The 20,039-nt window shown below is 45.6% G+C and carries 29 protein-coding genes; all 29 read right to left on the bottom strand.

Features of this window, described 5'->3' with window-relative positions; all coding sequences use genetic code 11:
- Positions 1 to 115: 115 nt before the first annotated feature.
- Complete coding sequence (locus WMO46_RS08995) at positions 116 to 1,186, bottom strand: DUF3871 family protein (protein WP_349094213.1); 1,071 nt, start codon at positions 1,184 to 1,186, stop codon at positions 116 to 118.
- Positions 1,149 to 1,838, bottom strand: coding sequence for an ATP-binding protein (locus WMO46_RS08990; RefSeq protein ID WP_349094212.1), 690 nt, complete (start codon positions 1,836 to 1,838; stop codon positions 1,149 to 1,151). Before WMO46_RS08990 ends, WMO46_RS08995 begins: the two co-directional genes overlap by 38 nt.
- Before the next feature lie 125 nt (positions 1,839 to 1,963).
- Positions 1,964 to 2,239, bottom strand: coding sequence for a hypothetical protein (locus tag WMO46_RS08985; protein WP_015548057.1), 276 nt, complete (start codon positions 2,237 to 2,239; stop codon positions 1,964 to 1,966).
- A gap of 575 nt (positions 2,240 to 2,814) precedes the next feature.
- Entirely contained in the window at positions 2,815 to 3,717 is a 903-nt protein-coding gene (locus WMO46_RS08980; protein ID WP_349094211.1) for a hypothetical protein, read from the bottom strand.
- A 36-nt stretch (positions 3,718 to 3,753) separates the two neighbouring features.
- On the bottom strand, positions 3,754 to 5,775 hold the full coding sequence (locus WMO46_RS08975; protein WP_349094210.1) for a tetratricopeptide repeat protein: 2,022 nt from the start codon (positions 5,773 to 5,775) through the stop codon (positions 3,754 to 3,756).
- A 428-nt stretch (positions 5,776 to 6,203) separates the two neighbouring features.
- On the bottom strand, positions 6,204 to 7,802 hold the full coding sequence (locus tag WMO46_RS08970; RefSeq protein WP_302588429.1) for a hypothetical protein: 1,599 nt from the start codon (positions 7,800 to 7,802) through the stop codon (positions 6,204 to 6,206).
- An 843-nt stretch (positions 7,803 to 8,645) separates the two neighbouring features.
- Entirely contained in the window at positions 8,646 to 8,849 is a 204-nt protein-coding gene (locus tag WMO46_RS08965; RefSeq protein ID WP_004303920.1) for a hypothetical protein, read from the bottom strand.
- A gap of 10 nt (positions 8,850 to 8,859) precedes the next feature.
- Positions 8,860 to 9,258: a ribonuclease H family protein gene (locus WMO46_RS08960; RefSeq protein WP_004293685.1), complete on the bottom strand. Its 399-nt coding sequence runs from the start codon at positions 9,256 to 9,258 to the stop codon at positions 8,860 to 8,862.
- Positions 9,255 to 9,785 carry a hypothetical protein gene (locus WMO46_RS08955; protein ID WP_004293684.1) on the bottom strand — a complete coding sequence of 177 codons (531 nt, stop codon included), beginning with the start codon at positions 9,783 to 9,785 and terminating at the stop codon, positions 9,255 to 9,257. Before WMO46_RS08955 ends, WMO46_RS08960 begins: the two co-directional genes overlap by 4 nt.
- A 162-nt stretch (positions 9,786 to 9,947) precedes the next feature.
- On the bottom strand, positions 9,948 to 10,604 hold the full coding sequence (locus tag WMO46_RS08950; RefSeq protein WP_004303923.1) for a hypothetical protein: 657 nt from the start codon (positions 10,602 to 10,604) through the stop codon (positions 9,948 to 9,950).
- Complete coding sequence (locus WMO46_RS08945) at positions 10,576 to 10,899, bottom strand: MutS N-terminal domain-containing protein (RefSeq protein ID WP_004293682.1); 324 nt, start codon at positions 10,897 to 10,899, stop codon at positions 10,576 to 10,578. Before WMO46_RS08945 ends, WMO46_RS08950 begins: the two co-directional genes overlap by 29 nt.
- Before the next feature lie 154 nt (positions 10,900 to 11,053).
- The gene (locus WMO46_RS08940) at positions 11,054 to 11,464 is read right to left on the bottom strand and encodes a hypothetical protein (RefSeq protein ID WP_004293681.1); all 411 of its coding nucleotides are present in this window, start codon (positions 11,462 to 11,464) and stop codon (positions 11,054 to 11,056) included.
- Between the two features lie 13 nt (positions 11,465 to 11,477).
- On the bottom strand, positions 11,478 to 11,786 hold the full coding sequence (locus WMO46_RS08935; protein WP_004293680.1) for an LPD28 domain-containing protein: 309 nt from the start codon (positions 11,784 to 11,786) through the stop codon (positions 11,478 to 11,480).
- Between the two features lie 22 nt (positions 11,787 to 11,808).
- On the bottom strand, positions 11,809 to 12,465 hold the full coding sequence (locus tag WMO46_RS08930; RefSeq protein WP_004293679.1) for a hypothetical protein: 657 nt from the start codon (positions 12,463 to 12,465) through the stop codon (positions 11,809 to 11,811).
- 3 nt (positions 12,466 to 12,468) lie between these two features.
- Positions 12,469 to 12,804: a helix-turn-helix domain-containing protein gene (locus WMO46_RS08925; protein ID WP_004293678.1), complete on the bottom strand. Its 336-nt coding sequence runs from the start codon at positions 12,802 to 12,804 to the stop codon at positions 12,469 to 12,471.
- Positions 12,780 to 13,370 (bottom strand): hypothetical protein, encoded by a 591-nt coding sequence (locus WMO46_RS08920; RefSeq protein WP_229053208.1) that lies wholly within the window; start codon positions 13,368 to 13,370, stop codon positions 12,780 to 12,782. Before WMO46_RS08920 ends, WMO46_RS08925 begins: the two co-directional genes overlap by 25 nt.
- Before the next feature lie 15 nt (positions 13,371 to 13,385).
- Positions 13,386 to 13,892, bottom strand: coding sequence for a hypothetical protein (locus tag WMO46_RS08915; RefSeq protein WP_004293676.1), 507 nt, complete (start codon positions 13,890 to 13,892; stop codon positions 13,386 to 13,388).
- A gap of 22 nt (positions 13,893 to 13,914) precedes the next feature.
- A complete protein-coding gene (locus tag WMO46_RS08910) occupies positions 13,915 to 14,361 on the bottom strand; it encodes a hypothetical protein (protein ID WP_004293675.1) in 447 nt (148 codons plus the stop codon).
- 38 nt (positions 14,362 to 14,399) lie between these two features.
- The gene (locus WMO46_RS08905; RefSeq protein WP_008143055.1) at positions 14,400 to 14,876 is read right to left on the bottom strand and encodes a MutS N-terminal domain-containing protein; all 477 of its coding nucleotides are present in this window, start codon (positions 14,874 to 14,876) and stop codon (positions 14,400 to 14,402) included.
- 101 nt (positions 14,877 to 14,977) lie between these two features.
- A complete protein-coding gene (locus tag WMO46_RS08900; RefSeq protein ID WP_004293673.1) occupies positions 14,978 to 15,880 on the bottom strand; it encodes a hypothetical protein in 903 nt (300 codons plus the stop codon).
- A 20-nt stretch (positions 15,881 to 15,900) separates the two neighbouring features.
- A complete protein-coding gene (locus tag WMO46_RS08895) occupies positions 15,901 to 16,605 on the bottom strand; it encodes a radical SAM protein (RefSeq protein ID WP_008672671.1) in 705 nt (234 codons plus the stop codon).
- 17 nt (positions 16,606 to 16,622) lie between these two features.
- The gene (locus WMO46_RS08890; protein WP_004293671.1) at positions 16,623 to 17,126 is read right to left on the bottom strand and encodes a hypothetical protein; all 504 of its coding nucleotides are present in this window, start codon (positions 17,124 to 17,126) and stop codon (positions 16,623 to 16,625) included.
- An 11-nt stretch (positions 17,127 to 17,137) separates the two neighbouring features.
- Positions 17,138 to 17,401, bottom strand: coding sequence for a hypothetical protein (locus tag WMO46_RS08885; RefSeq protein WP_004293670.1), 264 nt, complete (start codon positions 17,399 to 17,401; stop codon positions 17,138 to 17,140).
- Complete coding sequence (locus WMO46_RS08880; protein ID WP_004293669.1) at positions 17,382 to 17,561, bottom strand: hypothetical protein; 180 nt, start codon at positions 17,559 to 17,561, stop codon at positions 17,382 to 17,384. Before WMO46_RS08880 ends, WMO46_RS08885 begins: the two co-directional genes overlap by 20 nt.
- Before the next feature lie 34 nt (positions 17,562 to 17,595).
- On the bottom strand, positions 17,596 to 18,114 hold the full coding sequence (locus tag WMO46_RS08875; protein WP_004293668.1) for a hypothetical protein: 519 nt from the start codon (positions 18,112 to 18,114) through the stop codon (positions 17,596 to 17,598).
- A gap of 32 nt (positions 18,115 to 18,146) precedes the next feature.
- Complete coding sequence (locus WMO46_RS08870; RefSeq protein ID WP_004303935.1) at positions 18,147 to 18,566, bottom strand: hypothetical protein; 420 nt, start codon at positions 18,564 to 18,566, stop codon at positions 18,147 to 18,149.
- A 19-nt stretch (positions 18,567 to 18,585) separates the two neighbouring features.
- Positions 18,586 to 18,891: a hypothetical protein gene (locus WMO46_RS08865; protein WP_004303937.1), complete on the bottom strand. Its 306-nt coding sequence runs from the start codon at positions 18,889 to 18,891 to the stop codon at positions 18,586 to 18,588.
- 15 nt (positions 18,892 to 18,906) lie between these two features.
- Positions 18,907 to 19,257: a hypothetical protein gene (locus WMO46_RS08860; RefSeq protein WP_004293665.1), complete on the bottom strand. Its 351-nt coding sequence runs from the start codon at positions 19,255 to 19,257 to the stop codon at positions 18,907 to 18,909.
- Positions 19,254 to 19,925 carry a hypothetical protein gene (locus tag WMO46_RS08855; protein WP_004293664.1) on the bottom strand — a complete coding sequence of 224 codons (672 nt, stop codon included), beginning with the start codon at positions 19,923 to 19,925 and terminating at the stop codon, positions 19,254 to 19,256. Before WMO46_RS08855 ends, WMO46_RS08860 begins: the two co-directional genes overlap by 4 nt.
- Positions 19,926 to 20,039: the final 114 nt, after the last annotated feature.

Below are 20,039 nucleotides of genomic sequence, written 5' to 3'. Positions count from 1 at the left end.
ACCCTCTCCTTTGTTTAATGGGTAGGCAAGGTAAGCATAATTTCTTAACCCCACCGTTTGATCAGGTACCCGAATATCATCTTGTAGAACAACCGTACCATACCATTACGTTTTTTTACTCTACAAACCACCTGTACTCGGGTTCGCCTATAAGAGCCTTAGCCACTCCTTCCGTGAATACCGACGCATTCCGGCTCCTTGCGAGGAACGAATCGATGTAGCTGGACTTGTTGGCCCCTGTAAAGAGGTTGAACACCCTCCATAGGTCAATCTCCCGCTGCTTGTCGCATGCAAACGCCGTATCGTTGTAATAGGCCCTTGCGATGGTGTTCAGATGGCAGTCCGTGAACTCGAACTCCGGGAGCTGCTTACGCTGTGCAGGCGGGAGGAACTGATACAACCGAGCCTTTCCCACCATCTGCGCGAACTGGCTTTCCGACATGGAGGTATCGAGCAACGCCCGCATCCGCTCCAAATGCCGTTTGGCATTGTAGCTCACGATCAGCTCCGTAATCTTTGCCGTCAGCTCCTGCGTGTTCGTCACCCGCATCTCCCCGGCCAGTCCGTCCGTTGCCACACACATATTGCAACACACCATGTTCTTGAACCCGATAAATACTTTGAATTTCTCAAAGCCCTTCTTACTGTAAAGGTTCTCCTGATTGTAGGCCCTTACCCCTCCAACGGTCAGATTGAGTCTGCATCCGTCGATAACCTCCGTTACGGCGGGTATCTCGATGCAGAACATCATCCGCTCGTAATAGATGGTCTTGTCATCCTCGGTAAGGTCTTTTACGGCCTTGTGGATGGCTTCGGGGGTCCGTCCCTTGACGATATGGCTCACTCGTATCTCGGGCTCCTCTACCGTACAGCTTCGGAACATCCGCTGCGCACACTCCCATGTGGTTTCGATGAACTGATTGTGCGAGATGGTCACCTCGTTGTCCTTGGAGAATACCGGGGTGATGCAGTCGTTTTGCAGATGACCGAGTGTCACGGCCTTGGTATTTGCTTCGATGAAAGGCTTGCGGGGCTGTTCTTCGGGAGTTTCCCGGAACGGGGATTCCTCTTGCTCCTCGAACGAGGGCGAGGGGATAATCAGCTGCGTTGCGTCCCGTGCATCTTCACGGAGCGTAAAGGGCAGTACGTTATTGTGCGGTTCTGCCCGCAGGATAGCTTGTTCCATAATTTGCGGAGGGTTGGGTTCGACATTGGTTGCACCAGCCGAGAATCTGCATCCCGACTTGTTCCGTAAGCGGAAACTCCGGCTTTCCGGCGAAGAGCTCCGTGCGGTCCTTGGAAGCCAACGCATAATGTTTCATGTTGACATCGAATACGATGGTGAACTCGTAGTCTACATTGTCCCGCTGTACGGCTTTCAGTCCCACTTTCTCGGGGATCATCTTCCCGTTGCGTTCGTTGAGCACGTACTCCTGCTTGCTTCGCATCGTACAGATCACATGGCATGAGGAGTTCAGAATCCGCTGGATAAAGGCGTTCTGCCGGGGCGTAACCTTGGCCCAGTTGGCGAAGGAGTTGCCTTGCAGATTGGCGTGGAAATCCAGCAGATAGTCCCAGCAATGGGAGATGCTGTCGATGATGATTACCTCCATGCCTGCACTTTCGCAGATACCGATGGCGTCGATGTATTTCTCGGGATTGTAAGGCTCCGAGAGAGACAATACGTTGTAGGCTCCCAGATGGGCATAGAGGTCCGCACTCCCGTTCTCGGTGTCAATGACGGCGATTTTGCTCCAGTCGGAGGTCATGCCGTGGGCGATAAGGAGCGACGAATAGGTCTTTCCCGATCCCGAGGCTCCTTGCAGGGCTAAGCGCATCTTGGCTGCCCGGCGTTGTGAATGACGTAATTGCATGATGAAATGAATGAATTGGGTTGAACATAATAAAAAGACTGCTCCCCCGGAATTGGAGGAACAGCCTTTCGATAGAGAGAGGGACAAGGTTATAGCGTGGCAACCGTGGTGAACTGCGGGTTGTCCCCGGCATTGTGAAGCAGGAGAAACTGTTCGCCGCTCTCCTCGGAGATCACCTCTGAAACGACGGGATGATCGAGCGGTTCTGCGGGATACTTCGAGGTAACGGCGCCCGCCTTATCGCCATATCCGAAGAAATACTTTCCCGTCTGCTCGTTGCGGATGATACGGATTTGCAGAATACCTTTCCACTCCTTGAACTCGTCGAGGGTAAAGGTCCGCAGGAATTTGAGTGTGTTTGTCATAGCCATAAAAGTTTAGATTCGACAATACCGCGGGAATAATATAATATCCCCGGAGGATAGCCGGGGTCGCACCCCAATCCCGCAAAGCGGGGGGGGTATTCGGGGAATATCCTGCGCTCGGACAAGTGCGGGGAGTTACAAAAAAAATTTGTGGTAAAAATTTGGCTTGGCTTAACCTTGTAATATCATTAATAACAACATCTAACTACTATTATCGCTATCATCAACGTATAAATCTGTATTTCTCTTCCATTATGATAGGAAAGTTGAATTCGGGGCAGAATTTATGAGGAAATCGTGCGACTTTTTCACCCCAAAAAGACAGGAATCGGGCCAATTATATTGCAATCAAGGAGCAGATATAGTTACTCCATATTTAAGAAACAATTCTACGAGGAACCGAATTTAGGTGATAATATGACCGGAGAAAAACAATCTTACTTACTCACTTACTTTATTAATTTATATACAAGTAAATGAGTATGATTTACGTTCGATCTAAGGATGTTTGTATTCCATCAAGTACAAAAATCCCCACATTCCGGAGAATGCGGGGATAACTCGACAAATTTTAATTAATATTTATCTGAGCTTTTGGCATTTTGAACATATTTAATATAAAATTTATTCGGAGCCTGTTCCTTGCAAACTGTCTTATATTGGCTTGTTATGTAAGATTTTCCCATACAATCTTTCTCGATTTTAATATTTGTGGTAAACGAATCTGCAGTAATATTCGCAATATCTGCAACATAAAAATCATTGTTTACGACAACAGGCGAGCCATTTTCTCCAATTTTATAGCTGATTACATTACCAAACTTTATAGGAGAGTTGGCATTCGTATATTTCAAATGCTTCACTCCCGATTTTTTGGGAGCAAGCAAGAATCCGCATTCTCGATAGATATTTTCCAAAATTTGATACTCATAGAATAGCTTAGATGTTTTGGGCGGGATGCAGATTAAATCTTGTTCTTTAATTTCTATCGAAGCATTCGCTCCTGCTTGCACAAAAGTTGTATTATTTTGGGATGCACCGATGGAGCCTGACATGCTACCTGATACACTTGCATTATAACCGAACCAATCTCCATAAAGAGTCCCAGACAAGGTTTCGGAATAACTTGCAGATTTACCTAATGATTTTCCCATACCAATGTTAGCGGACTTGCCATAAACGTAACTTCTATTCAAATAATAATCATTGGCATAGCCGTTGAAGACAAAGAAACATTCTTTCAAATCTACAATAATGTTTTTATCTGTCTTATTGTAGAATATAAATCCGGCGTTTCCATGAGGAGCCCATAAATTGTATGTTATTTTACAATTCTCGTCCTCATAGACCATACCTGTCTGTTGGGTTTCGACCGATTTGGATTCGGCCGTTAATACTTGATAAAATTCTTTCGAGCAGGATGAAAGAGCGAAAATAGCTAAGATAGCTATCATCGTTTGGGTGAAACTTGTTTTCATGATTGTTAAATATTAGTAATTAGTTGAATATAGCTATTATTCTTTGGTGAATATTAGCTTGCTGTTTTTATTGTCAACCGATACTTTCCCAAATCTGGTTAAAGCGGATTGTCCAAATAATAATGGAGCGTTTTGATTGTGAACTACGGATGCTTCTATATTTTTCAAACTTATCTCTCCGATGGAAACATTGCGTAATTTAATTTTAGTTCCCTGCATAATTTCTCCAGATGCTGTCTGATAATTCTGTCTACCTAAAATATCAGATCTATTTAGATAGCCATTTTTAAGCATAAAGGTAGCTTCAAGCGAAGATATGGAAATATCGCTGGCGCCCGTATCAAGAATAAACTTTAATGGCAAATTATTAATTTTACAAGGTATCTCGAATACACCCGAAGATAATTTCTTCATTGGAACTACTGCTGTGACAGGTGTCGTATCTCTTTCTATAATAATAGTAGAAGATATATCCAAATTCGTTTTTCGATATTTCTCAATTAATGCGTTGTACTCCGGCAAATTCCGGATATTATCCAAATCTTCGTCAACATCCATATGAATAAAATCCCTATATCCTTTTTCCAAAGCTATCTTTAAATATTTAAGGGCCTGTTCAGGTTTATTCATAATGGAATATAGACAAGTTGCATCATAATATGCCCTGCTTGTTGGCCGATTCTCCAAAATCGTATTCATATATTCAATAGCATCTGTTTCCCGGCTAAGATAGAATAAAGCATATTGCTTGCAATTCCCAATATATTCTTTTGATTCATTATTAACGACATAGTTGAAATCTTTATTTGCCAATTCTATTTTCCCTATATTTAAATATAACTTACCTCTATTAAGATAAGTATACAAATAATCCGGCTCAATCTCAATTCCTGCATTATAATCTTCCAAAGCTCCGGTTTTATCTCCAATATGTTCTTTAACCCAGCCACGTCTATAATAGGTCCAACCATTCATAGGGGCAAGTTCGATGGCTTTGGTAAAATCCCGAATAGAAGCTTCATAATCTCCATTCAATCGCTCTGTGTCTGCTTTTGCAGTATAGACATCAGCATTTTCTTCTACGGCATTGGCTTGGTCGAAAGCATCTATTGCTTGTAAATAAAGTCCTAATTCTTTGTAGCATATTCCAATATCATACAAAATCGAAAGATTAGGTTCTTCACGAGATTCTTTGACTTTTATATAATCTATTAGTGCTAATTCATACTTTTCCCGAGCAGAGTGTAACTTTCCTCGAACATATACCAATTCCCAATCATCCGGATGCTCTGCTATCGCACTTCCTAATCGAGCTGTAGCATAAGTAGGAATCTGTTTAGAATAATCAATCAATCTTCGTATCGAAAAATTATCTATATGGGCAATCTCCATATACTTGATTAAGTCATCTACAGCCTTACGGGAATCCCCTAATTCATAGTAAGCTTCACACCGAAATCTGTATATTTCACCATAAGTATCGTCCATTTTTTCAACTTGGTTCAATATGTCGATTGCAGATTGAAATTGTTTTATCTCAATCTTATTGCGAGCAAGCCCTATTTGTGCTTTGAGATGATTGGGATTAATCCGCAACGCCTCATTGTAATCTTTATCCGATAAAGCGTAATCTTTGCGATTATAGAATAATTGAGCTCGGCCACAAAGGATATCAACATCTTGCGATGATAACCTCAATGCTGCATTGTAATCGACCAGTGCCGCATCATAATTATCGACCATATCATAAATCTTGGCTCGCAAATGGTATAATTGAGATTTAGACATTACAGTCTTTTTTGTGTGAGTTCTAATCGCATGTGTTATGTCTGAAAGAGCATCATTATACTTGTCATACTCATAATACACGATAGCTCGTAGATACAACGCATCGGAATCATCCGGATTATTTTCGATGTAACGATCATAGTGTTCTAATGCTAAAGCCGGATCATTATTCTTATATGCCTCAATGCCTTTGCGCAGATCTGTTTTATCTTGTGCATAACCAGACGTAAACCAACACAAGACTAATAAAAAGGATAATAATTTCTTCATGGGTCTATTTTTTTAGTTTTTGAGTATATTTTCGATCTTAGATTCACTCATTTACTTTATATATCTTACAAAGTAAGTGAGTAAATCTATCTTATTTATCGAATTTCTGCATCACCCCTCCACATTTCGGGCATACCGGATTATCTTCGCTCCACTCTTCGACATTCTTTGACCCGCACCACATGCAGAAAGGTTCATCGGGGACATATTCCCAAGTAGGTTTCCATGTAGTCGCTGACAAATTAGGCACACCTTTTAGATATGAATTATCACACAGCCTTTTACAATCCTTACAAGCAAAAGAGGTGAATTTGGCTAATGGTGTACCATCTTCCCAACGATGGCCTACGCAGGAATCAGAGTAGCCGCAGGTGAAGCAGTAAAAATAAGCAGATTGCATCAGTAGGATATTGTTATATTAGTCGCTACTAAAACTTTACTTGTACTGCTCCCGTTCGCAAAAGTTCTTTCATTTCAGAACTTAGAGGCATTGTATCCATCTTACGATAAGTGATGTCTAAAATGCATGGTCTATCATTACTATCCCGATAAAATGTAATTGTTATTGGCAAACCATGCTCATCAATAATCTCCGGAACTCTCTGTGCACCATCACAATAAAATTGTTCTTGACGACATAATGCATATCTCATTTTACCATTATCAGGAACAAATGTAATACGCATCAAATTAACATCATTATACGCGGTTATTTCGGTTATTTCTATCTGTTTAAGAATTGCAGAAAGCATTATTTGCTCGATAGGTTCTTCTCCATATAATACATCAAGAGATGCAGGACGAAAATATTCCTCATATTGATTTTTGTAAGATTCCCAATCGCAATCGTCATACGTTGTGCGTAGAGAATCCATATACATCATACGAGATTGCGCATTACTCCACCGTTTTATAGGAGGGACAGAATCTCTTATAGAGGATAAGCATTGTGGATCGCCAGTTTTTATAAATTGCACTATTGCATCAACAATGGATATACATTCATTTGGATAATGGCAAATTTGAAATTCAGCAAATCTTACTACAAAAATTTCGCAGTCTCTAAAAAATTCATTTCGAAGATCATCCTTACCAGATATTTGATGTATTGGATCGCCAGTTTGTAAATCATAAGGCTCGTCAATTTCAATATCAATATATGCAATACCATCTATATCTAACAATATATCAGGAAAGAATGGCCCAATCTTCGTATCACCCTTTATATATGACGGATATCTTATACGAAAATATCTTAATAGTTTTTCCTCAAATACCCCCTTTTTAGGATTACACTCATAAGTATAATCAGCCATTGGCTCAATTTTTTCCCGCCATAAATCTTTATAAATATTACTCAAATTATTATAAATAATGCTATAATCATGTTGCAACTGTTCCTTATACTGATTAAGGCGAACTTTATAATCTTGTAACTTCTGTTGTAATAACTCCTCTCGTTCTGAATTTGTATATGGTCGAAATTTTGTTATTCTAAACCATGGTAATTCTTCAAATATTTTATGTAAAAATAAGAGAGCTATAGGGGTTATAAGTGTACTAATAACAAAACCATAGAAACAGCATTGGGATATATAATAACTTTCAGCATAAGGAAAGTTAACCTCAAAACTCATTGCAAAAGGTCTGTACAATACGGCAAACCCAACCCAAATAAAAAGGGACGCAAACAGCGTTATAATAGTTAGACAAAGCAATATACAACCAAGGGAATAAACAATATTCTTAATATTTATACCCATTTTTTCATAAAATACCCCCTTACTTATATCTGACAAAATTGGTTTACGTTCATTAAATTGAGGTATCTTAAATCCATATTTTTCCTGTGCTATTAATAAAAGTTTATCTCTTATGACTCCCTTGTTATCTGAATGAAGATAATAATGTAAAGAACAAGGATATATTAGAATAGGATACGAAGCATTAACAACTGACCTCTTGTCAGAAGATAATTCATCAGGTATTGGGGTTTCCACACTTGAAAGCAACATAATATCTTTCATTACTTTGGCAAGTAAATCTGCCTCATAACAACTATTCATACTATCCCCAAACACCCGCCCAACTCCTTTCGGGTAACTATAAAAAGAAAGTGTGGAGTTGTTAGTTTATTTACGTGGAGGTTCTGGAATACCTTAACTGAAATAAACAATACCCCACACTTGAGCAGTATATCGAGAATGATATAGCTACGCAAGTGATGAGTGTTTGTATTGCCTATCCCTCAGTTATTGAAATTTTCCAGATTTCCACGTAAGGATAAAAGCTAAACACTTTCATCAATCAATATGTCACTACCCATCGGATAGCACCACAAAGTTAGAAAATGTTTCTTAAAATACAACGCACTCGCGGGGTATTGTAGGAGCAAATGTCGGTTAAAAGTTTCTGAAAATCAAGATTGATCTTATAGAATGTTTATCATAACTTTCGGGGAAGTGTTGACTATGATATTTATTGAGTTTTACAAAAAGGCCTGCCTTACGGGCAAACTTTTTTTGTTTGATAATTGATTGATAACCAGTAGTTAGTTTCGCTTAAAAAAGCTAATCTCTACTTATAAGCATACATAGAGGGTTTCAATAACCAACTGATACTGAAGACAAAAGTATATAAAAAAGTCGGATTGTAAAACACTGGAAAAGAACCTTCTTTTATCAATCAAGGAAATCAAAAAGTGTATAGAGCAAAGTGGCGCATGTATGGTATAGATAATTCCGTACATGCGCCACTTTCTTAATCATCTGATTTGCATTGATTTACATTAATTGTTATTATATACTATCATTTGGTACTGATAAGCATTGATTTTGCTTGTGGGGTGTATTATTGTCCACCTAAAAAAATCAAGAATATCTCCTTGAAACGGGTTTGACGAGCAGGTCGATGTGCTCGTGTTCAAGGATATGTTCCATAGCCTTGTATATGGGCATCTTTTCGATACCGGCAATCTTCAGGGCTTCCATCTTGATGGTATTCTCGATGAGCAACAGGTAGTCTTCCTCCTTCAGCTCAACATATTTCTGTGACTGTGATTTTAATTTTGCCATATTGATGTTGTTATTTGTTTCCGAAGTCGGCAGGAATCTCACCCCACAGGCGGTTGTCCCAGTGCAGCACTTCGATGTCCTTGATTCTTGCCTCCATCACTTTGAGGAATATCTCCGCTTTCTGCAATGCCGGGCATCTGCGTGAAGAGGCTGTCTGTTTGTTACGATACCACGTGATGGCTGTAATGCTGTCCGAGTAGATTGTTCGCGGACTTTCCGGATGTTCCATGACATATCTGACCGCCTCGACAATGCCGAGAAACTCCCCGATATTGTTCGTCCAGTTACCGATAGCTTTGGAAAAGAGTTCTTTTCCTGAAGAGAGGTCGACAGCCCGGAAGCGTGTCAACCTCTCTTTTGCAGAATGGGCACCGTCGGTCGCAATACCCACGACCGGTTTTTCTTTCATTGAATTCCTCCCTGATGTCTGTCTCCCGTATAGATGAACCCGTCGGATTCCATACGTCGTACCAGAGCACGCGCCTGATTCAGATAGTCGGTGATGACACCTTCCTTGTACTTGATATCCTTGCGTCCCTTGAGGATTTCCAGCACACCGTCTATTGTGCGGCTCATTACGCTCTTGCCGTCTTTCGGGTCGAAGAAAATCTTTTTGTTGCCGAACGTCACAGTTACTTGATACAATGTCTTCGGGACGATCACTGTTTCCACATGCGCCTGAAATAACACGGGGGTAGCGGCAACGACTACATACCCGTTGGCTTTGTGCATGGGTTTCAACTCTACCGAGTATAGTATGTTTGGCTCGAGAGTTCCTTTCAGGTCTTCCGAAAGGACACAAATCTGCTTGCCGAATCTTGAGTCTTCACGGACTCCCATCAATTTACGTGTCTTGGAATGGCGCGAAACGAACCCTATCAGTTCGCCCGTCTCTTCCGATCTCGCAAACTTCAGTTGCGATTTTTCCGATGTCATATTACTGTTCTTTCATATTCAATCTATTGCTTTCAATTGACAATCTGTTTTCAATGGGTCACTTTTCCATACAAATATATGCCAATTTTTCACGCCAACAAAACGTTTTAGTTATTAATTTTCAGATGGTTATGTGTAATATATATAGAGAAAAGGCTGCATTCAGTACAGCCTTTCCTCCTCTGTAAAATGACTGAAACGCTCGTCAGTATCAGAAGTTTGCAGTAGATAACGGCATTTCCAATAACGGTAAATCCGCCTTCCGTTGGGTATACAGTGATTTATATCGTCAGCATTCAGATATTGGTTCCCTTGTTCCGTACCGTGGTGCATCCATGTAGCGCACCCGGGCAGGTCCGGGTTGTTCCGGACATAGAAGTCCATTTTCTCTTTACCGGCGACAAAGATATTGTGTATCCGTACGTCCTTATCGATAGGAAACCGGTAGGCGTACAACGCGAAGTCACAGATGTCGGTTTCCAGCAGGTTGCCGCCAAAGTGTTCGGGAGCTTTCCGTTTCAGGTTCTCGAACCCCTCCAAAATACCCGGCCTGTCGCATATCTCGGCAAACCTTTCATCCGTTACCGGCGCAGCCGTCGCATAAACCACCCGAAAACCATTATCCGTACTGTCCAGTACCATGACATGCGCGACTATCCCCGGTGATTTGTTGATACTTTCGTCAATGCTGTCCGAGTCCGTGGTCAGACAGCATTTCAGCGTTCCGATGATTAATACCGCTACCACCAACAGTGTCCAAGGACCTATTGCTGCCGCTATCAATATCAATTCATCGGCCCGTTTCCGTATTTGTTTCATTGATTTTGAGAATGTGGCGGCCGGATACCCCCCGGACCTCGGACACGCATACCTTGCATCCTGCATCCAGCAACCGGTTTCTACATTCTTCCAAGGCGGCGTCGGAAATCCTGATGGCAGGTATACCTGCCGCCGTCATCTTGAACCGGGGCACTTCCGTGATCCGGGTAATCGTTTCGGCATCATCAAAATACGCCTCGAATGAATCTCCGACATGGAAAAGGATGATGGTTTCCACGCCATGCCTTTCCTTCATGCCGCCGTAACAGCGGCGAATAATCTCTTCCTTTTTCATATCAAATAGATATATTAGGTTTGATGTCAGCCAAACATGAAAGTGCCTGTAATCCGTTCAACTGCCGGGCTTTCGTCCGAAATACATATACAGACTTTCTTCATCTGACAAATATACAATAAATTACGGAACGACCCATGTCTATTGCATGAAACTATCCTTTCATCTTCACCTCCCTTCTTTCAAATTGTTCGCGGATGATTTCAACGAGTTGTCCGATGCTGTCGATTTTGTGACTCTTACCGCAGGCTTTGCCATGGAACAATGGCGTGAAGTACAGGTTAAAATCCTCATCGATGGAAAAACCTCCCACGAGGACGATACCCGCCTTGATACGGTAATACTCGCCGTACATGGCGTAATCATCCGTAGTTTTGGTGAACCCGTACTCCGGCAACAAGTCCGGCAAAGTGTCCAGGATCGGCCGGATAACATCCTTGAGAAAATTCGGGGTCTCAACTTCCTTTTTCCGTTTCCGACCTTTTCTGCCGGTTCCGTTATCGTCTTGCAGGTAATGGGCATCGAAACGATCCTGATACCTTTCTGTCAGTTCCTTAATATCCATATCCTTTATACATTTAATTGTTTTCCTCAAGCCACTCTTCCAGTGTCATGGAGGCCTCGAAACCGTATTCGTCAATCTGTACATAGCCGTCCTTTTCCGTGATAAACTCTTTCCTGGTCAGGATGGTTCCGCCATGATTTACCATCACCGTCGGTTCGATGGTCGCCAGACGGTCCCCGTCATCCGACTCCCGGATATCGTATGCGTACAGTCCCTCCGGAACGGCATTCCGGTCAATCCGCATATCCGTAAACAATGCAGGCGTGTCATTGATGGTCATAGACTCAAAGGTCTCGTTGCCAATGTTTTCTTTTGTAATCATATTTATTGATTCAAATAGTTTATTATTCCTGCTTGGGAAGTTCAATGGCTCTTACCCAATTGTTCCGGTCATCAAAACATTCATCATTGATGTTGGCCGTAAATTCCAGCGGTGTCATCTTCTCAACCCGCGTTGCGGGGTTATTTTCGTAATCAACGATGATTTTCCCGGCCGGAACGTCACGTTCAAATTCGTCCAGCGGGAAAGAGAATATCCATATTTCCCGGTCTTTATCTTCCCCAAGAAACGCCTTGAGGTTGTCTGTATAAGCCTGGCATTTGTCCCACGAGGTTTCCACGAATGAAATGATTTCCTCTTCCGGTTTGCCGGTACGGTCTTTCAGGAATGCAACGGCATTCCCTTTCCAGATATCCTGCTCGACACAGAGTTCCAGATAACGTTCCCAGACTGTCACCAGCCAGTCCATGTTAATCTCATGCAGGTGGCGGCAGGTGAAACGCTCCCGGCTTTCCGCGTTGTAAAGCGTGCAGCTTCCGTCCGTGCGTATCTCCTCCAACCGGTACATGGTGTATACCGGTATCCCGTGGCCATACCCGTCTTCCCCTTCCTCCTCGACATATACCGTATGGGGCAACATATTTTCCGGCATTTTCGGTATCGCACACAGGTTGGCTATAACTTCCTGTTCCAACGCTTTTTGTTTCTCCTGTATTCTCATTGTCTATCCATCTTTTAGTATGATTTTACCTTCTTGAAATAATCTCTGTTTGTAACGACGGTGGTTGCGTATATTTTCGGTATGTTTCTTCCGGTCATATTTATACAAGCCTTTTGCCTTGTTCTCTCTCAGCAGTTCCTTGTTCCGCTCTTCGCTTTCTGGGTTCACAATGAAGGTTATCAGCCTGCGGCTGACACCGTATTCCCGGGCAAGCTGGCGCTGGCTGACAGCTTCTGTCATGTAACGGTGGAAAATTTCAGCCTTCTGAAAAGGAGTGAGCTTCTGCCTGCGGTCATATTGTGTCCCGCTGATGATTATTCCCGAGCTTTTGTATGGCATGGTGAAGTCTGTTTTTCGTTTGTGGTCCATGAATGGTAGATGCGTTGTTTGCCATCTAAGGAGAGTAGAAACCAGCGGCTATAAATCCGTTCCAGCGTTTCGGTGTCGTGCCCGTATATCGGTCCCAGTTCGTTTGCAAACATCGCCGCTACCTTCAGCCTCCTGGTATCGGACAGCTTCTCCCACCAGCGGCAAATGGTCTTGTACTGCTTCACGTCCGTTACAAGGTCCGGAACCGGAGCGGAGGAGATATATTCCGCCTCTTTGCCGCACGGTGCCTGCCAGAACCCCTGTTCGCAAAGAGCGCGTTGCTCGTCACAAACCCGTTCTGCAAAGGATTTGAGTGCCATTTGGAATATCTTTCTTTCCAGTTCCTTACGTTCCATGGACAGTTCATGCACACCCACGTTCAGCCCGTGCTTATTGCGTTCATCCGGGGAAAGCTTGTTGCTCAAGGCTTTCCTGACCAGTTCCAGCCGTTCTTTCAGAGGGCCGTATTCGTTGTTATCTAAATACCGGTTAAACAGTTCCTGTTCGTTTCCGGGCAGTATGAATATATTTTCCATCATGCATCATTTAAGTTATCGGATGTGAATAGGATATATCGCAGTGGATAGCGGGTGTCGGGGTGCGGAAATAGCCACGAGATCCCGTGCCGTCAAGGGGCGCAGAAAAACGGCATCGAACTCCTGAGTATCGTCTTCACGGATATCTCGGACTTCAATGATCCATGTGCCTTCATAGCGGCACCAGGCAATCACCTCCAAAATCATTTCCTTTCTGTAGTCAGCCGGTCCGTCCCCGAAACTTTCACGTATCCGCTTAATTGCATCGTCTGTCAGCCGGACAAATTCCCCTTTGCGGAACGGAGCTTCCGGCGTAACGGCAGGAGTCAGCATCTGCCAGTCTTCATGTCCGTCCAGGTCTTCCACAGCCATTGCGTAGGCTTTGTATTCAGCTTCGGTCTCGAAATGTCGGGTTATCACATATCCCCCGGATTCGGCCGTGCTCTCCACCGACGAGATATCCCCGGTTTTCCTGTATATGCTTACAGTATCCTTACCGAGTAGAACTTTTACTGTTATCATTATTGCAGATGGTGTGGTTTTATTATAAATGGAACTCCACGTCTTCCTCCTCGAACTCCGTGTCGTGGTCCTCGTTGTACCCCTCGACGGTCGAACCAGGGACATAGGTCTCTCCGCCAATCCCATAACGTCCGGCATCGAGCAGTTTCCGAAGGGTTTCGGTGTCCCCGTTTAGAATCCTTTCGATGTCCTCCCGGCTGCCCCGGACGCTAATTCCGAGACGTAGCCAGAGATTTTCCTCTCTCGAGGTGTCCGCCTCTTCCGACCGGTGGCGTATGATATGATAATCACTCCATCCGTCGGCATCGTTTACCCCGGCGATGTAGGCATTGTACTCCGCCTCAGTCTCGAACTCTTTCTCGTCCACGACGCCCCCGTTATCCGCCAGCCATTCTTCAGAAGGCAGTTCATTGTTCTCTTCATATTCCCGTACGGCGTCCTCGCCGAAAATCGTTGTTATCTTTATCATGTGTCTTTGGGTTTTGAATATTTGTTATTTAATGGTTATCAAACTCGTTTGCCCGAACCGGTTTGATTCGGTTCGCAGACAGCCACCCGGTTTCCGGCGCGTATCAGTTTGGGGAGATACACGTCCAGGTCACGAAAAGAAAACCGCAGTTCCTTGACGCCTTTCCCTTGCCCGTCGACGCGTTCGGCGGTGGCAATGCCCAAAATGCCGGAAGCGGCGATGGCATCATCCTCATACAATTCACAAGATTCCCCGTTTCGGAAAATGTACAGGGCATCCGGGTGCGCCGCTTTCATCTCGCGGTATTTTCCCATCATGTCGGAAACTCCCGGGACATTTCCGTTCCCCGTTACATTCCGGGTCTTCAGTAGGTTCCTCGTGGCGTCGATGTCGATGAAATTCGTCCAGCCGGCTTTATGAAGTTCGACAGCAGCTTCCCGCAGGGATACCTTCCCGTTCTCGACCTCCTCTTTCAGGGATTCGAGAATGTTCTTGATTTTATAATCATTCATCATATTTTTTATTCTTTGGTTACATTGTTACTTGTTCCGACGGTATTCCGGTCAAGGGGAAAGCACCCGTGGCCTCCGGTAACCCGTCGATACACTGCCCGTCGTCAGGATTTCCCCGACAGGTAATGCCCGATGGACTTGTAACGGTTAGGAATGTTCGCGTTCTCGTTGAAACCGTTCAGGCAGTGGAGCAAGGCATCTTCGAGCGTGACATAACGACGGTCGAAAGTTTGGATATTATCCAGACAATAAGCATTTACAGCGTATTTGAAAGGCGCGTACATCCTTTCGTTCTCCCGCTTTAAAATGACAAACCAGTCGAAATGGAGTTTCAAGCGGAAACCGTCGCTCTCGCCGACTTTCATCAGCCGCTCTTTGTCGAGAAGCCGCCGCACGAGTGTGGCGTCGAGCTGACGGGTATACTCCCTGTACGCCTTGATACGGGCCGTGTAAGCCGCGGCATATTGTTCGATGTCCGTTTCTTTCAGCCGATGTTCCGCCGGGTAAAAGTCCAGCACCTCTTTCGTCGTGACGGGAATTTTCAGGTCGTCCACCCCGATCTCGTAGGTCTTGTTTTCCAACACGTCGTGGAACTCGAACCCTTGAATTCCCATGAGGGTAAATTCTCGCGTCGGGTCAGGGAGCGCAAGTGATTTGAGCTCTTCGAGGTCGCGGCACACGGCCACGACCGGATACTTCTCGACCACGTCTGACGGGCCTCCGATGCGGATATACGCCTTTTCACACCCGTCGTAATCACCATGCCGGACAATGTCGCAGCAGGTGTAGTTGGGGGCGGCACGATGCCGCGCCGTATATTCCGTCCAAAGCTTGTCCAGCCCGGCTTTTACTTCGTCAGGGTCGGTCAGGGCAACGTTGCCGCACTGGCTGCACCGGCCGTCCGACAAGGCGTTGCGGGTAAATTCGAGGAACTGTCTGGTGTTCGGGTCGATGACGGCGGTACATTTCACTCCAGTGCCGCCGCAGATACTGCATACGATTGACATAAGTTTTTTGATTTGTGTATTTATTCGTACAATCTTTCTTTTTGACGCTTTTTCAAGGTCATCCGGAGATATTGCATCAGTTTCCCGCAGGGACACAGGGCATGTTCCCGTTGGCGGGCATAACTCAGGTCCCCGTTGGAGAGAACCATGCCTTCAGCATTGAGACAGAGGTCGCCGTAAACGTAGTTCTCCTCCGTAAGATAAATCCCATGAACAGGGTTCGGAAACCCCTCCGTGCTGCGGCCTTCCCGGAAAAGGAAGATACGCTCGGCCTGTCCCCGGACTCCGAAAAAGGGATACGGGGAAAGTGCCGCGAGCGTGGCGGCATGCTCTGCCGGATCATGGAAGCGGTCGTCGCTCATTTCGAGCATGTGGCCGGAGTCCTGTTCCTTTTCCTCCTGGTACTCGTACAGTGCGGCGCAGGCTTCTATGAATTCCTCCGAACGGGATGTGGCAGAGCCGTTGGTTACGATATAAAAGTCATTGACAGTAATACCGTAGGCGCGTACCCGTTCGAGGATATGGCGGATGGCCCGGACGTTAAGCGACGGCTCGCCGCCCGTGATGTTGAAATGGTGAATATGCCTGACATGCCGCAGCAGGTTGCTTATATGTTTCAAAGGGATATCCACGGATTCGGCATCTCCCCGCATGCAATGGGTACAGCGCATGTTGCAACGTCGGGTAATCTCGATGCAGAGATTCTTGATATATAGTTCTCTCATATTCGATGTAGTTCGGCTTAGGTTTCATCCGGGATTTCCTTTCCCGTGTAAGGATTATACAGCGGTGTGTTGCCAACTGCCTCGGCGTCAATAGCGAAACTGCCACGGCCTACGTCGTAGAAGAGTTCCAGCTTTAGTGGCGTTGAAGCGATGACTTTCTCAGCCTCGGCTTGTGACAGGCCTGAATACATCAGGCATTTGACACGACACCGGAACATTTCCGGATTGGTTTCCGGCGTGGTAACTACATCAACGACCTCGCACACTTCATCCGTGATGGCGAAGCGGTCGGGATTGGGTGTGCCGTTCCTTCTAGAGCCGTCCGATGCGGCATGTCCGGTGATTGAATGGTTCCGCACCTTTTCGGCGGGATAGGTCTTATCGCCTTTGGCGAAATACGACTTGCCGGAGGCGACACAGGCATGATAGATTACGTCGTGGACCTTTCGTCCGTTGTCAAGTATAATTGTATAGACCGTTCCCTCCTGCAAGACAGGAACGGCATTCGGTTTATGAGACATAAGATTTGTTTTTAGCTGTTTATGAATTTCGGTCTTGCACGCCGCATGATGTGTAGGTCATCGTAACCGATGGCTCTCAGTTCGGAAAGCGGGTTGCGGTACTCCTTTTCATGGGCTGGCCGTGTCATGGCGATCACGCCCGCATAGTCGGCTGCGCCATGCTGGCCGACATGCATGTAGGAGGTTATTTCACCCCGCCGTCCGCTCCACGGTATGTCCGGGAACAGGGCGATGACCTGTCCGTCGGGATAGCGTCTAAAGACCACCTTCGTCATTTTTCCCGCAGATTTCCGTGTCGATTTCATAGTCCCCGTAATTTTTGAATTCATAGTCCACTTCGCTGATAATTTCGTCAACCTCTTCGTCCGTTATTTCATCAGCCTTCGGGTTGTCGATATCGAGCCGTACGGTCAGGTAAATGGTTCTTGTTGCCATAATATCATACATTTTTTAGTGTAACAAAGCCGGCTTATGACGGACCGACGGTATATTTCTCTATCAGCCGCTTCCGGTACGCCTTGTCTTTTCCGGCGGCAAGGCTTGCCAGTTTGCGGATATTCCGGTTGGCTTTTTCCGCGACCTGCTCCACTGTCGGTCCGGGAGTCATGAAATCACGGCATCCGGCACCGCAATACCGCTGCTTCCCCTTGACCGTCCTGCCACAGGCCGGACACCGGCGCTTGCCGTCACGCTCCAGCACTTCCAGAATATTGGCATGAATGCCTTTCCACCATTCAATACGGTCTATGTCATAATCGTAGACGGTTATCGTGTTCCCGAAACTGCGGGCTTCGACCTCAACGGCAATGCCCTCATTTTCAAGGTAAACCTTCAATACCGGGTCTTCGTGAGGCTCACAGTGCCTGTCATACCAGATGATATAGGTGGGATCGTCCAGTTCGTCAGGCTCTCCCAGACAGAGTTCCGTAAGGCCGTTGTTCACGAGAATGTTGCGGATGGCGTCTTGTAAATCTTTGATACAGTCCATTGATATTTCGTTTTATGGTTGTTCCTCATTCGTCAGTTCATCTCCGAAGCGTGGCCGACGAACTGGAAGATATCGGCGTATTGTTCGCTGTAGATATAGAATCCGTCCCGTTTTTCCCCGGTCTCCGCATCTATTCCGTCAGCAAGGAGATATTCCCCGTCATCCGTCAGGTAGACATCGGTAAGCTTGATACGGGGCGTGTCGTGCTTCCCGTACAAGGTTGTCGTGACGGGGAAGTTGTTGTCATCGAGTTCCTCCTCTTCTGTAAGGCCGAGTGATACGCGGCCATATTGTGCCAGGAACTCCAGCATGAATTTCAGCATGGCTTGCTCGGCCTCGTGCAGCCGTCCGTCGATAAAGGCGTACTGGGTGGCGAACAGATGCAGCTTGTCGGCGCTCATTTTGTCCGGGGCTTTGCCCGGCTCCGCATTGTCTTTCTGTATTTTATCCATATCTGTCATATTGTTGGTTTCATGTTTCCAGCGGGGTGAAGGAGACGGTCAGTATCACTTTCTCGTCACCCAGGTTGAACACTTTCAGGCAGTCGTTACTGATAGTCCTTTTCAGGATGTCTCCCCGGTATCGGGAATTGCGTACCTTGAAGGTAAAATCATCAATGAACGAGCTGATGCAATGAAGCACGTGGTCGAATTCTTCCTTACCATACCGTTCCATTTCAGGGAAGATGCCTTTCAGATGCGCCCGCAGGCTCAATATGTAGTTCGGGGTCTTGCCCGTGATTTTTCCCGAGTATGTGATTTTGTATTTCCTGTCCATGATATGCCGTTCCATTTAATCGTTACTGTCATACCAGCCCTCGATCTCATCGAAATAGCCGTTCGAGTCCCATTCTTCCAGCAAGGTGGTCGGGTACGTCCATTCAAGGCTGTAAAACAGATCCTGGCACACCTCTTCATTACCCTTGCACAGGGCGAGCAGTGAGTTATGCGTGAAACAGCCGTCACTGCTCTCCGACACACGCCAGTCCTCACGGTCTTCTGCCGCGTATTCAGGTACATAGCACACTTCATCGGGGCGGTTGAGAAAGGCATCCTCGTTCTTGTAGATGTTTCCTTCCCCTCCGTATTCCAGTTCATAGAACACACCTTCCGGCGTTTCTATCCTGTTGCCAATCTCTATCATAGCGTTACCGTTTCGTGGGTATATATAATCACCATCCGGGAGGAGAGCACCTTGTCGCGTACCGTGGGGTTGGCGATTGCCCAATCGGAATGGAAATGCATGTCCGGAATGGATGCGGTGTCCACAATATCGCCCCCGTTTTCCAGATGGAGATAATCCGGCTGATACAGGTCGCAAAGGAATTTGCCGTCCGTATCGCTGATGGCGTATATCTTGCCGTCGAGTGCGGCCGTCATCTCCTCCTCGCTGCGGTAGACCAACAGGTATTTACAGCCGGTCTTCATCTCTTCCGCAATCCGCTTATGCAGTTCTTCAGGAGATAATTCACGCAGTCTTGACACGACCGCCCCGATACTTTCCACGGCATCGTAGCTGTCCAAGACATCATGGCAGGTCGTTTCAAACTCCTCTTTCGGACGACCCGCAAAATTGATGGTACGGACTTCCTGCCCGTGCCCGCCGAGCAGGTAAAAGGGCGTACCGTTCCATTGTTCCTTTCTGACAGAGAGCGGCCGGGAGCATTCCCGTGTCTGCCGGTTCACAACGGCATACAGTTCCAGACTTTCCCCGCATTCCATACGCAGGATATGCCGGGCGAACTCCGTAAATGTCATGATTTTGATTCCTTCCCCGTTCGCCGTGAAGAAATCCTGTCTTGTCTGTTTCATAAATCCGTTTTTTTAAGAGTAGGTAATCGTTTTGTATAAGGGGTGGAATACTCACCTCGTTTTGAAAAAAAAGACCGCCGCAGCCGTAGCCGCGACGGCCCGTCATCATTATGG

Origin of the sequence: Alistipes intestinihominis (genome assembly GCF_040095975.1) — a bacterium.
Classification (GTDB): Bacteria; Bacteroidota; Bacteroidia; order Bacteroidales; family Rikenellaceae; genus Alistipes; species Alistipes senegalensis.
The sequence above is the reverse complement of the archived record's forward strand: the minus strand, read 5'-3'. Positions and strand labels throughout refer to the sequence as shown.